This window comes from Niallia sp. CD-39, from assembly GCF_059874745.1.
Genome location: NZ_JCBCPS010000004.1, coordinates 1 through 14090, shown reverse-complemented (window position 1 = coordinate 14090; position 14090 = coordinate 1). Strand labels below are relative to the sequence as shown.

Sequence of the window (14090 nt, the reverse complement as noted above, 5' to 3'; positions counted from 1 at the left end):
CAGAGAGCACATTCCATTTTCTGTTTAGCTTGACCCAATGTTCAACGAAATAATCGAATCATTCCTAACGTTCTTTTCTTTAAAAATGTAAAAAATGGTAGTTGATTTTTAGAATTGGAATTTTGGAATGAAAAAGGCCCTATATGGTAATATACATTTAATTGTTTATTCAAAATTTGTTACTACTCAACATCCTTTTTACTTATGCTTCAATACTTGAGCAAGTTCATATAGGGAATGATACTGTTCAATATGATAGTGTCGTCCTTTTTTTTGTAAATATTTTTTATCGCAAAATTGTGTAAGCACATGTAATAAGTGGCGATAGGATACGCCTAAATAATCACAAACCTTTACGTGCTTCTCCTTATAAATCCCTTTATCTGCAGTTTGCAAAATAAAATCCGCCAGCCGGTTTTCAAGCGGGAAAGCAAGGCTTTGAGAATACTTTGTGGCCATGAGTGTTGACTTTACACTTAGAAACCTTGTTAATTCACGTAGGAATTTCGCATCTTCGAGCAATTGTGTGCGAAAGTGATGAATCGGAAGTGCAAAACAAATGGTCTTAGTTGAGGCTTGAATCCCTTTTGTATAGTACACGTCATTTAATAATTCCATTTCACCTATATAGTCATTTGAATTGATAAAATTGATTAATGAGACTTTTCCATTTTGATGTGTTACATATATTTTTGCTTTTCCTTCAATCACATAAAAAAGAAAATAAGGCCTCATATCTTCTTGAATAATCCATTCATCACGTTGATACTCATGGATTTGTACAAACTCTTCAATTGAAAATGAAAATAAATGTGCGATGGAGTGTTCTTCCAGATAGCGCTGTCTTTTCTCATTCTTATATATTTCCATAACTCACCTACTACAATAATATGAGATATCTCATATTATTGTAAGGATCACGATGATATTATGCAATCAATGAGGTGAAAAAATGAATACACAGCGTTGGATGAGCAGTCAGTTTTTTAGTTTTTTTATGACTTGGGGCATTTTCTTACCCTATTGGACCGGGTGGATGATTCACACAAAAGGGATAACTGTACCAGAAGCTAGTTTGATTATGAGCTTAGGTTTGATTGTTAGGGGTTTCTCTACCTTGGTTGTATTTCCTTATTTATCAGGAAAATTTAGCAGTAAAACATTATTGCAAGTAATGGCAATTGGTACAATCATCAGTCTTTCTAGTTATATTCCAGTAAATTCTTTTACTGGCTTGCTTATAGCTACTTTATTTTTACATTTCTTCTATCCAGCATTAATGCCAGCTTTAGATAGTGCAGCTGGTACACTTGTACAAAATAAGCAATTAAGAGATTACGGCAAGAGTCGCTCATATGGCTCAATCGGATTTGTAGTGGCTGGTATGATCTTGACTTTGTTTACTGGGGCATGGGGAGATGAGGTAATATTATGGGCCATGTTACTCGGGTCACTGATATTCCTATTTCTAGGTTTTATGCACTCACCTGTTGTTTTATCGGAAAAACCTAAAAGTGATCATAGTAAAAAACATGGAATGATGAGTTTATTTAACTTAAAACATTTTGGTTTAGTACTTATTATCGTCATTTTATTACAAGCAGCACACGCTTCTTATTACAGCTATGGTTATATCTTTTTACAGGATATTCATGCACCAAAGTACTTTATTGGACTAATTCTTAACATTGCCGTACTAGCAGAAATCGTCTTCTTTTCCATTGCTGACAAGGGTTTTCAACGGTTTTCAGTGGGATCTTTATTGGCACTGGCGGCATTAGGTTCTACTATTCGATGGTTACTCGTATTCTTCTTTCCTAATGTCCTTGTATTCTCCTTTGCACAAATTTTGCATGCATTCTCATTTGCAATGGGGCATTATGCCTTTATGAAATATGTTATTAAAAATGTCCCGTCTGCACAGATTCCAAAAGTACAAGGAATGTATTCAGCGCTTGCACTTAGCTGGGGCACTGCAATCTTCACAATTTTTGGGGGTTATTTATACGATATTGAGCCAAGATTTGCTTTTATCGGAATGATTCTATGCACAATACCATCAATGGTGCTTGCACTTGTTTACCGAAAACTTGAAGGTAGGAAGGAGATTTTAACGTAAGGTTTACAGCAAGGATCGTGTCTATAAGTATTCTTGGTGTAGAATGAAGAAAATTAAATGAGCTGGGCAATTTGCCAGCTCTAATCGAAGTTTAATGTTTTTTATGTTCACCAATGAGATGATTTAGGAAATCTAATAAAAAAACATCACTATTCTAAAAGTGATGTACTCAGATTGCCCGACAAACGCATGCATAGCTTGGTTTGTCTCATTTGTCCCCTCATGAACCGTGGTTTTATCCGGGTCTTAACTTGACTACACGCCCTGCCTGACAAGCAAGAAAGTCTTTAGTGTTTCTCATTTAATTAATAAGTCCTCTTGAAAAACATGTAGACAAAATCAGTACATCACTAACGAAAAGTGATGTACTGATTTTGAGTTAATTCTGTTCTTTTCATTATTCCATGCCTTTTCTTTCTTCCATTGGCACGTTGTTATCTTCCTTGTGATACGATTGGAAACTAGTAATGAGTACATCGAGATGTTCGACATGTTCATGGTAATCAATAATAGCTGAGATGATTTGCACAGTGTGCGGCAGCATTTCTTCAAGTGCATCATGCTGAAGGTTATTCATCATTAATAATCTGTACAAATCTTTGCGATCTGTATTGAATTCACCCTCTTCGAATGTAACACTTGGACGAACCTTCCCAATGAATTTCAACATCACATGCTCATGATAGTGGATTAAACAATCAAGCTGTTGTTGGATTGCATGTTGAAAATTCTCTGGCATATTGGCAAGGTCATTTTCGTAGCGATGAAGTTTTTTTAATGTTGTTAACGAGCGTTTAGTTGTTGAAATCATTTGTCTATAAATCACAAGTTTACGTGATTTTGCATGAACATTCCTTTTAAAGTAATTCCGTTCTTCTTTGTACATAGAGTAGAGCAGGCCAAGCTTATTCACGGAATCTTGCATTTTTTCAATGTCGTTTTTCAATAAACTGTGTTCTGATGCATGGCGGATGTTTAGTCGAATCCATTTTGTAATATCCTCGCTAACTTCAGACAAACTATAATACAGTTTCTTCTCGTATTTTGGAGGAAAGAAAATTAAATTAACAAGGAACGCTGAGAAAACCCCAAGCATAATCGTTGAAAAACGAATCAATGCAAACTCTGAAAAATCCTCACCTGGTGTCTCCATGATGGCAATAACAGTTACTAAAGATAAAGCAATTGTATTCTCAATTTTGAGTTTAATATTAATCATAATCACAATGATTGCTGCTAATCCGATAATGAAAATATCATTTCCAAATAGAATTACGAAAATCACGGCAATAATTGCACCAATCGCATTCCCTTGAATTTGTTCAATAATGGAAAGATAGGAACGATAAATGGTTGGTTGAAGGGCAAAAATTGCTGCAATCCCAGCAAACACTGGTGTTGGCAGCTGAAATAATTCAGATAATAATAATGCTAAAATAATGGCAATTCCCGTTTTAAAAATGCGGGCCCCGAGCTTCATGAATAGATGTTTCCTTTCTGTCGTAAAAGTCTATCCTTACTACTTTTTACTTATTCGTTTATTCGTAAACCAATATTGTACTATACATGGTAAATCCAATAAATTCAAGAAAAATAAATATGAACTTTACCTCGTCATAAATACTCCTACATGGACAAGGTATTAATTAATCATATGAACTTCAAAAAAAGGATATGCTTCTATGTTAGCTAACCTATGAATATTTTACCAGAACGAAAGAACACTTCAAAAACGTGCATAGTGGATGATTTTAGAACAGATGCATACGTCGTTTTTTTCACGTTCTTCTTGACTTCGTCGTCTGTCAATCGTATTTAAGTGATTCTGAACGTCTAATCATGTGACTGGAACTCTTCCCAAAAAAATGTAGACAAAGTCGATTGACGACTTTGTCTACATTCATAAGCAGTCCGAAGGGACAGTTTTTTTGGTTGCCGTGTATTTTGAAAGAACATTATCATTCTGTTGATACTGAAGGATCTGCTTGTTCTTTTACTGGGACAACTTGAAGGAAGTTGTTTTCTGCATTTACAAGTAGCGCTTCTAGTGCAGTCGCTTCATCATGTTGTTCTTGTGCCTTTAACATCTGAATATAGTTGCCTAATAATTCTTGAATGTCTTGTTTACCTTTAGCAGATAAGGATTCTAAAGACACTTTTGCACCTTTTGCAATTCTGCGTTGAATCGCTTCCTTTGTTAAGCCTTTCTCTGGTTGGTGGCGAAGGTAGACAACACCACCAGTCATTCCTGCACAAATCCATGGTCCGGGATCTCCAAGAACAAGGCCACGACCGTTTGTCATGTATTCGAATGCAAATCCTTTAATATTGGAAGAAACTCCGATATTTCCATGTTCTACAGCAGGAATTGGTTTGATTAATTGCCCACCAATGATCATATCAGCTCCTGAAAGACGGATACCTGCACGTGCGTCAGCATTTCCTTGTGCAACAAGTAGTCCTTGCTGTGCTCCGTAACCAAATCCTTTTCCGACAGAGCCGTTATAATAATTGCCATCTTTTCCTTTTGATTTAAAGATCAAGATTTGGCCACCAAAAGAAGTTTTTCCGATTCCATCCTGTGCACCACCAGCAACTTCTATATTAATGCCAAAGCTATTGTATGCACCTAGACCGTTTCCTGGAATTGAGCCATCTTTATAGCTTAGCTCAACAGGAGGCAATGTTTTATAAGAACCATCTAAGCGACCTCGGACACGATGACATGAGACACGGCTTCCTAATACACGCTGTTCGGAAGTCACACCAGTAAATTCGCGTGATTCGTGAAGCTCATCTACACTTCCATCTAAATACTCTGCACCAACCGCAACTTGTAACTGGACTTCATCATACGATTGCGTTTTTTCTTGTTGCTTCAGCTGTGAGATGTCTAATGTTTTCAATAAATAGGTTAAATCCAGTTGGTTTGTACCTTTTGATTGCTCAAGGTACTCTGACTTTCCAACCGCATCTTGAATGTTTTTGATGCCCATTTCTGCTGCTAATTCTTGTAACTCTTTTCCGAATGCTGAGAATAAATTCATAATTCCAGTTACGGCTAAATCAAATTGACGCGGAACAAATCGGCGTAAACCGTGGTCCTTTGCTTGTGCTTCTGTTTCTATTTGAGTTGCAATTCCAACATGACATGTATCTAAATGACAACCACGACATGTTGTACATCCAATTGCAAGCATTGATAGCGTACCAAATCCAATTCTATTTGCTCCGAGTAACATGACCTTTAATGCATCAGCAGCACTTTTAATTCCACCGTCTCCCCAAATTTCAACCTGATCTCGAAGCCCGGCTTCAAGAAGGGCATTATGAGCAGCTTTCACGCCGATTTCAACTGGCAATCCAACATGCTGTAATGCATGAATTCTCGCAGCACCAGTGCCACCATCAAATCCACTAAGTGTAATAATATCTGCGCCAGCTTTGGCAATTCCAACTGCAATTGTACCGATGTTTGGAACAACTGGTACTTTCACTGAAACCTTCGCCTTGTCATTGGCTGTTTTTAACTCATGAATCATTTGGGCTAAATCTTCTATTGAATAGATATCATGATTATTTGAAGGTGAAATTAAATCTGATCCAATTGTTGCATTTCTTGCTTCTGCAATCTTAGCGGTTACTTTTGAACCTGGAAGGTGACCACCTTCACCAGGCTTTGCTCCTTGCCCAATTTTGATTTCTAGGAGATTTGAAGAATTTAATAGCTCTGCATTTACACCGAAACGTCCAGATGCTACTTGCTGACCACGCGTGCGTGGATATTTGCCAAGCATATCTTTAATTTCTCCGCCTTCACCATTTAAGCTAATCATATTCAAACGATCAGCACCTTCTGCATAGGCACGGAACGCAATTTCATTTTGCGATCCAAATGACATAGAAGAAATAATAAATGGTAAATCATGTTCTCCAACTTTTAAACTCACATCCTCTGCAGCAATCTTTGAGTTTGCTTGTTTAAAGCTTGTTAAATGACGGATGGTCGTTGGATTCTGTTCTTCCTGTTCGGTAATTTTTTCACGATAAACACTGTAATCACCTGTTTGGGCTACCTCGCTAATTGATTTCCAAACACGAGGGAAGAGGCTGAATGTTTTACCGATGCGCTCTTTTTCATTTTGGTAATCGACTGCACGTTGAAGTGCATCTTCTTTTAATGTTTCAAAGTTATAAGAAAGGTCTTTTGAACCTAGGAAGTTAACAATCTTTAAATACTCTGCGATTTCTTCATTTAACCCAATAGCAGAGAAGAGACGCCCATATCCTCTTAGCTCATGAATACCAATTGTTGAAATGACCTTTTCCAATCCTTTATTTATTGCAGAAAAAAGGTTGATTAAAGGTTTCGTAGAATCGTCATCATAAACGGTTAAGAACATATAATAAGGGCTAATGATATTAGCACCTAATCCATAGGCAGTAATGATGTCATGCAATGAACGAATTGAAGCAGAACGTAAAAGCAAAGAGCATTCTCGTCTTAGAGAAGCTTCAACTAATGCTTGATCAACTGCAGATACGGCGAGATGTGGATCAATCCATAATTCATCTTCCTTATGTGCAGTTGAGTCATCAAGAATAAGTAGTGTTTTTCCATTTTTCACAGCAGTTACTGCTTCTTGAGCTAGTCTTTTTAAAGCTTCATTTACTCCTTCAGTACGGTTCATTGTAATAGATAAATAACTTACAAGTTTTTTTGTTTGAAAATAATCAACAACTTGATCATAGTTTGGTTGATCGAGTACTTCACTGCATTCATACCCTGGTTTTCCTTCCACTAAGATAGGAGAAGAAAGTTCTAAAATATGGCTTTCTTCATCTTTGAATAGGGATGGTCGTTTTCCTACAACAGTTCTCGTTGAGAAGTGCTCTGTTTCACGGTCACGGTCAATTGCTGGATTTGTTACAACAGCAACACTTTCTTTAATAAAGTCAGCAATATTTTTACGTGATGGATTAATCGCAGCTAGCGGTGAATCGTGACCTAATGAGCGAATCGGTTCGGCTCCTTTTTCTGCCATCTGTTCCACAAGCTGAACATGATCACGCTCCCAACCAAATGCTTTATACTGTCCGTTATGAATTTTAGAAGGGTAGCTAATGGATACTCTTTTAGCAAGAGTAGGTGTAGCAAGTCTTTTATGAAAGTCTTCTACATTGGCTCGCTTAATAAATCTGTTATATACCTCTAATTGGAACGCTTCATTTTCAAAAACTTCTAACGTATCACCATTCCACTTTAAGCCGACTTTTTCACCAGGTGACAACGGTTTTGGTTCGTTTACGTATTCGCTTGAAGGAATGATTCCTGGCTCAGATGAGAACAGGTAGGAAGATTCTGTTTCAAGCATCCAAAGTGGGCGTAATCCTAACGCATCGACACTAAATACAGCTTCATCGCCAAATCGAGAGATAATGCCAGCTGGCCCTTGTGCGAAATGTCCCCAAGCTTCACGAATGTATGCATACAAGTTTTGCATTTTTTCTTGGTATGATTTAATCTCATTCATAATTGGTGGGAACAACACATCAATTGCTTCAAATAAAGATAGACCGTCTCTTGAAATAAACGTATCAATTGTACGGCTCAAATCTTGGGAGTCGCTCCCAGACTTCACTAACGGAACACCGAGCATTTTTGCCTCATCACGCAGCTTGGCAATTGTATTAATTTCACCATTATGACCTAATACACTGAATGGTTGCACACGGAAAAAACTTGATAATGTATTCGTAGAATAACGGTTATGACCTAGTGTCATTGTAGAGGCAACTAAAGGGTTTGCTAAATCTTGATAATATTTTGGAAGAATATCTCCAGCTCCCATGACTTTATAAACAACATGATGCGGGCTTAATGATGCAACATGCACTGCTTCGTCTTGTTCGAACTCAATCGTGAATTCGAAAAGCTGCTTTGATAGTGCTGCACCTGCAATAGGCGCAATGCAAGCGAATTGCCAGAATACGGGGTTCTCCTGTATCGCGATAGGACCTAATGCGTGTTCATTCGTTACTGCTGTTGAAGAGAAAACCATCTGGTAATCTGATGCTTTAAGCTTTTCTTCAATTTCTCTTATTCGAATTTCGAAGTTGTCAGTTCTTGTGAAAAAGAAATGTCCAACGACAAATGTGTCTTCGTGCACTAAATTTTGATCAGCACCAGCTTCTTTTAACTTTTGTTCCCAAAGTGCCTTAGGAATATCGATGTGCACACCTACACCATCACCTTCACCATTAATGAAGCCTGCACGGTGATTCATTGTGACAAGCGCATTGATACATGCATCAATGTTCGCTTTTGTTGGTTTGTTTTCTTTTTCCATGCATGAAACAATTCCACATGCATCATGCTCTTGACGGTTGAATTCTTTAAATGTTGAGGGAGTCCAGTTGTTTAACATCATAATCGGCTATGTTAGGCATTACCCCTTAGCCGTTCACCTCCTAATATATTTAAAATAATTTGATTGTCATTACCTCAATTCAGCTTGTATAAAACAATCATTTTTTGGTCTTTTTGTCGGGATCGACTCGCTACCGTTTTTAGTCTATGTTGGATGTATGGTAGCAATGGAGGGTATTCAAGAGTTGAAAAAAACGCGTATCCACGCGTCGAGCTGTCGACTTAGCGGCTTATATAATAGAAATGATTTGATCTCACTTATATTAGATAAATGGTAACGCGTTAATGTACGACAGTTAAAAGATGATTGAACAGAAAATATTGATAATACTATATCACATGAATTTTCAGAAATCAATTAATTATACATTTTTATGGATAGTGAGAAGGGGAGAAGAGTGAAGGGAAATATAGATTTGCAAGCGTTTTCATATTTGTCTTGATAGGGAAAAGGAGCCTTTTCGGCTCCTTTCTATGCATAAAAAATGTATAAAATTACACATTTAATTGAGAAAATGCATGCTCGACTGCATGAATCGTTGCATGGATATCCTCTTCAGTATGTGCAATTGTAACAAACCAAGCTTCGTATTTAGATGGAGCAAGGTTGATGCCTTGATTCAACATGAGCTTGAAAAACTTTGCAAACATTTCGCCATCAGTATTCTCTGCTTGCTCGTAATTTATAACTTTTTCCTCTGTGAAGTATAAAGTTAAGGCGCCTTTTAATCGATTAATGGTAATGGGAACATTGTATTGCTTAGCGGCGTTTAAGATACCTTCTTCTAACATTGCACCTAGTTGATCTAAGTATTCGTAAACACCTTTTTGTTTTAGTACTTCCAAGCAAGCAATTCCTGAAAGAATTGAAGCAGGGTTTCCTGCCATTGTACCAGCTTGATAAGCTGGGCCTAATGGTGCAACTTTTTCCATGATTTCTTTCTTTCCACCGTACGCACCAATTGGTAACCCGCCGCCAATAATTTTTCCTAATGCAGTTAAGTCAGGTTGAACGTTTAATAAGTCTTGAGCGCCTCCGTATGTGAAGCGGAAAGCAGTAATCACTTCATCATAAATAACAAGTGCACCATTTGAATGTGTGATTTCATTTATTTGTTCTAGAAATCCTTCGTGTGGTTCAACGATCCCGAAATTGCCGACGATTGGCTCTACAAGGACTGCTGCGATTTCATCGCCCCAACGATCCATTGCTTCTTTGTACGCATCAATATCATTGAATGGAACAGTGATGACCTCTTGGGCTATGCTTTTAGGAACACCGGCAGAGTCTGGTGTTCCTAATGTAGATGGGCCGGAACCTGCTGCTACTAACACTAAATCTGAATGGCCGTGGTAACATCCAGCGAATTTAATAATCTTATCTCTACCGGTATATGCACGGGCAACTCGAATGGTTGTCATGACTGCTTCAGTACCTGAGTTTACGAAGCGTACCTTTTCTAAAAAAGGCATCGCTTCTTTTAGCATTTGTGCGAATTTCACTTCATGTGGTGTCGGTGTGCCGTATAGTACGCCATTCTCAGCTGCTTTTTTAATCGCTTCAGTAATATGCGGGTGTGCGTGACCAGTTATAATTGGGCCATAGGCAGCTAAGTAATCAATGTATTGGTTTCCGTCAACATCCCAGAAATAAGCGCCTTTTGCTTTTTCCATTGTGATTGGCGCTCCACCACCTACCGCTTTATATGACCGGGAAGGGCTATTAACACCGCCAACTATATGTTCAAGAGCAAGATTATGTAAATGCTCAGAGTTTGTAAAGTTCATCTTATATCCTCCTGATTCTTTCGTGCGAATTCCTTTCTTATTTTAACATGATTATCTGAAGCACGTCTTCTTACACCGAATTATCATAATCATAGGCTTGTCAACGTATATATAGAATGATAAATAGAGCAGTGGGGGACGAACGATGGTACTTTATGTCTCTTTAATTATTGTGATTTTATGTATCTTAATGAGCCTGCAAAGCTTGTTTTCATCGAAACGACTTAAAGGCAAATGGTTATCGGTTGAAAATTTTATTTATTTGGTTTGCTTATATGCAACGATAATGATCGCGTTTGGCCTCGTGTATATTATTTTAGATTTAAATGGTCATATCGTATTATTAGAGGACACGCGGTACATGGAGGTTGATTTTTTAGATCGGTTGGAGACCGGTTTTTATTTTAGTGCAGTGACACTTTTCTCAGTTGGGTATGGAGATATTTCTCCAGTCGGAATTGGGAGAATGATTGCAGTAATTGAAGCGTTGATTGGATATATGATTCCAACAGCTTTTGTGGCACGTGTGGTGTTTGATATTGATCAAAATAGAGAGTAAGAAGGCGTTTCGGTTGTAATTCATCGATGATTTGGATACGTTATTGTTAGTAAATCCATTAGATTAGGAGGATGACAATGACGTTAGCGATAGGAGATTTAGCACCGGACTTTACATTAATGGCAACTGGAGACGACGAAGTGACACTTTCTGATTATAGAGGAAAGTATGTGGTTTTATACTTTTATCCAAAAGACATGACACCTGGATGCACAACACAGGCATGTGACTTTAGAGATCGTCATGAAGAATTTAAAGATTTAAATACAGTGATTATCGGGGTAAGCCCAGACCCAATTAAGAGACATGATAAGTTTATTGAGAAGCACGGCTTACCATTTATCTTACTAGCAGATGAAGAACATAAAGTTGCTGAGAGTTATGATGTTTGGAAGCTGAAAAAGAACTTTGGAAAAGAATATATGGGCATTGAACGTTCTACATTTATCATTAACCCTAATGGAGAAATGATCAAAGAATGGCGTAAGGTAAAAGTGAAGGGGCATGTGGAGGAAGCGTTGCAATTTATTAAGGATCATGGAGAATAGGTTGCCTATTTTATAAAGACTGAGGCTTTTGTCCATTCTTTTTTGATGAAAATGAATATGATTAAGTAAGACATATCAACGATTAACCTCCTCAACATGTAAACTTTAAGAGCTGCTCTTGCGTGGCTCTTTTTTCTTGTTAATCATTGGTATATATGCAAATGCAAGCTTGTTATATTGACAAACGTAGTAAAAAATTAGTACACTAATTATAAATATTATAAAGAGAGAATCTATGTTAGGAAAGAGGTGCATGGCGGTGGCGCATAATCATCTTCATCAAGCGCTTGAAACTCTAAAAGACACCGGAGTTCGCATGACTCCACAGCGTCATGCGATACTTGAATATTTAATAAACTCAATGTCACACCCAACTGCAGATGAGATATACAAGTCACTTGAGGGAAGATTCCCGAATATGAGTGTGGCTACAGTTTACAATAATTTAAGAGTATTTCGTGAAGCTGGCCTAGTGAAAGAATTAACATATGGTGATTCATCTAGTCGCTTTGATTTTATCACGACAGATCATTATCATGTTATTTGTGAAGACTGTGGCAAAATCGTTGATTTTCACTATCCTGGATTAGATGAAGTAGAACAACTAGCTTCTCATGTTACAGGTTTTAAAGTTAGCCATCATCGTATGGAAATCTACGGATCTTGCCCAGACTGTTCAAAAAAAGATGTGCACTAAAAAAACGCTGCAGTTGTAGCGTTTTTGTTTTTTGTTCTTAATAAGAACCCCCCTGATTGATTTTGTCAGGGGGGTTTATACCGTCAATTATTTAGATGAATCAATATCAACATCTGTGTTTTTATGAGATTTTCGATTGTATTTTTCATCGAATTCTTTTCCTTCAAGTGCGCGGTCCAATGTTAATGGTTCATTACAGTACATACACATATCGACACGACCTAATATTTTTGTGTACTTTCCACAACTAGGGCAAACAACTTGTACCGTTTTCGTTGACAACATTCCGATCCAAAAATAAACTCCGGTACTTGCTAAAATGAATAGCGTTCCAAAGAGCATGAAGAAAGTCATCCAAAATGGTGATTCTCTAAAAAAGATTCCTATGTACATAACGATAAATCCGATAAAAATCAATGCTAAGGCAAAGGTGCGAATTTTATTTATTTTACTAGAGTATTTAGCCATCATGTTCCCTCCTAAAGAATAACTATACCACATGCTGTCGAGGACAATAAAGTAGCTCTCTTCTTAATCATTTTATAAGAAAAAGCAGGAAGGGGCAATTCGGCTTTAAATGTGATCAGGATGTGTTGGAAAAATGTTAATATTGCATCTTTTAGATTTAAGAAGGATTTGCTAAGAAATTGTCGAAAGTTATTACTAATTTAAAAGATGGAGGCGTCAAAATGGAAGATATTCTCCGCCCTATTTACCAAGAACGGGCGAGCCATATAGATACACTTGGAGTTTTGTTAATAGAGAAGAGGCAACAATCCTTGCCAACTACGGATTTTTTTGATGCAGTTCTTTTGATGATCGTTAAAGATGCGGAAGAACCGATTTTTATAAAGCATTACTCATATGAAGAAAAAAAAGCGGCTTTGCATATTGTTACAGAGAAAAAGCTAAATGAATGGATTTTACACGGATCGAATAAAAGAATTTTTGACTGGCTCTACAATGGAAAGGTTGTTTTTGATCGGAACGAGTACATCGTACAGTTAAAGCAGGAATTAAAGGAGTTCCCTTTTTACGGCCGTAAATTAAAAATGGGAATTGAATATGGCAAGTTGATTAAGCGATACATGGACGGGAAATCACTGTTCGAAAATAAACAGTATTTTGATGCGTATAATAATGTCGTTCATTCTTTGCACCATTTAGCAAGGCTTGCAGTAATTGAAAATGGATTTCATCCAGAAATTACAGTGTGGAATCAAGTGCGTCAAATAGAGCCGGAAATTATGAAGTTATATGAAGAGCTTGTTTATAGTGAGGAACCGTTGGAGAAAAGGTTAGAGTTGCTGTTTCTTGCGAGTGAGTTTTTAATTCATTCAAGAACAAAGGCAGGTGCTGCGCATCTACTAGATACGTTAGCTGAAAAAGAGAGATGGACGATTCAAGAGATTGTCTCTCACCCGGAGCTGTCTTTATACTTGGTGGACCTTATCATGTTGATTGAGTATTTAATTGATAAAAAAATGATTGAAGTGGTCTCTTTAGAGACGAAGGGAAAAGGAATTCAGCATCGATATTATAAAGTTCTATAAAATTATTTTAAAAAAGTTTTAAAAAGTATTGACCAATGCTTAAATAGTTGATATATTTATATCCGTCGCTACGAAATGTATTAAAAATACTTTTGTAGCAGACGGAAAAACTTAAAAAACATGTTGACAACGAAAGTTAAGATGTGTTAAATTAAGAAAGTCGCTTGAATGCAACAATAGAAAATATTGGCTCTGTTTTGAAGCGGTTATGTACTATACATAATGGAAGAAAAACAGAAAGCGAACATTGCTCTTTGAAAACTGAACGAACAAAAAACGTCAACGTTAATCTAAACTGAGTAATCAGTTAAACAAGCATCATAGGTGCAAAAACGAGCTAATCAAACACTTTATTGGAGAGTTTGATCCTGGCTCAGGACGAACGCTGGCGGCGTG

General features: G+C 37.1%; 10 protein-coding genes. 5 read left to right on the top strand and 5 right to left on the bottom strand.

The annotated features are described in order from the left end of the window. Positions 1-198: 198 nt before the first annotated feature. Positions 199-870, bottom strand: a complete 672-nt coding sequence (yeiL, locus tag AC6F34_RS10405; protein WP_500771778.1) for a transcriptional regulator YeiL — start codon at positions 868-870, stop codon at positions 199-201. An 82-nt stretch (positions 871-952) separates the two neighbouring features. Between yeiL and AC6F34_RS10400 the strand changes: the two genes are divergently transcribed. Continuing rightward, the gene (locus AC6F34_RS10400; RefSeq protein WP_500771776.1) at positions 953-2119 is read left to right on the top strand and encodes an MFS transporter; all 1167 of its coding nucleotides are present in this window, start codon (positions 953-955) and stop codon (positions 2117-2119) included. 397 nt (positions 2120-2516) lie between these two features. Here AC6F34_RS10400 and AC6F34_RS10395 read toward each other — a convergent pair whose 3' ends face one another. The 3 genes from AC6F34_RS10395 to AC6F34_RS10385 all read right to left on the bottom strand — a co-directional run bounded on the left by AC6F34_RS10395 (position 2517) and on the right by AC6F34_RS10385 (position 10337). Further along, entirely contained in the window at positions 2517-3599 is a 1083-nt protein-coding gene (locus tag AC6F34_RS10395) for an FUSC family protein (RefSeq protein ID WP_500771773.1), read from the bottom strand. A gap of 478 nt (positions 3600-4077) precedes the next feature. Further along, positions 4078-8547, bottom strand: a complete 4470-nt coding sequence (locus AC6F34_RS10390; RefSeq protein WP_500771771.1) for a glutamate synthase-related protein — start codon at positions 8545-8547, stop codon at positions 4078-4080. A gap of 497 nt (positions 8548-9044) precedes the next feature. Next, complete coding sequence (locus AC6F34_RS10385; protein WP_500771769.1) at positions 9045-10337, bottom strand: glutamate-1-semialdehyde 2,1-aminomutase; 1293 nt, start codon at positions 10335-10337, stop codon at positions 9045-9047. 145 nt (positions 10338-10482) lie between these two features. Between AC6F34_RS10385 and AC6F34_RS10380 the strand changes: the two genes are divergently transcribed. The 3 genes from AC6F34_RS10380 (at position 10483) to perR (ending at position 12141) form a co-directional block, all read left to right on the top strand. After that, entirely contained in the window at positions 10483-10896 is a 414-nt protein-coding gene (locus AC6F34_RS10380; RefSeq protein ID WP_500771767.1) for an ion channel, read from the top strand. 77 nt (positions 10897-10973) lie between these two features. Next, on the top strand, positions 10974-11444 hold the full coding sequence (bcp, locus tag AC6F34_RS10375; protein ID WP_500771765.1) for a thioredoxin-dependent thiol peroxidase: 471 nt from the start codon (positions 10974-10976) through the stop codon (positions 11442-11444). 253 nt (positions 11445-11697) lie between these two features. Then, positions 11698-12141: a peroxide-responsive transcriptional repressor PerR gene (gene perR, locus AC6F34_RS10370; protein WP_500771763.1), complete on the top strand. Its 444-nt coding sequence runs from the start codon at positions 11698-11700 to the stop codon at positions 12139-12141. Between the two features lie 87 nt (positions 12142-12228). Here perR and AC6F34_RS10365 read toward each other — a convergent pair whose 3' ends face one another. Further along, positions 12229-12612 (bottom strand): YgzB family protein, encoded by a 384-nt coding sequence (locus AC6F34_RS10365; RefSeq protein WP_500771761.1) that lies wholly within the window; start codon positions 12610-12612, stop codon positions 12229-12231. Between the two features lie 218 nt (positions 12613-12830). On the opposite strand from AC6F34_RS10365, the gene AC6F34_RS10360 reads away from it, so the two are divergent. Beyond that, positions 12831-13694: a nucleotidyltransferase-like protein gene (locus AC6F34_RS10360; RefSeq protein WP_500771759.1), complete on the top strand. Its 864-nt coding sequence runs from the start codon at positions 12831-12833 to the stop codon at positions 13692-13694. The last annotated feature ends 396 nt before the right edge of the window (positions 13695-14090 follow it).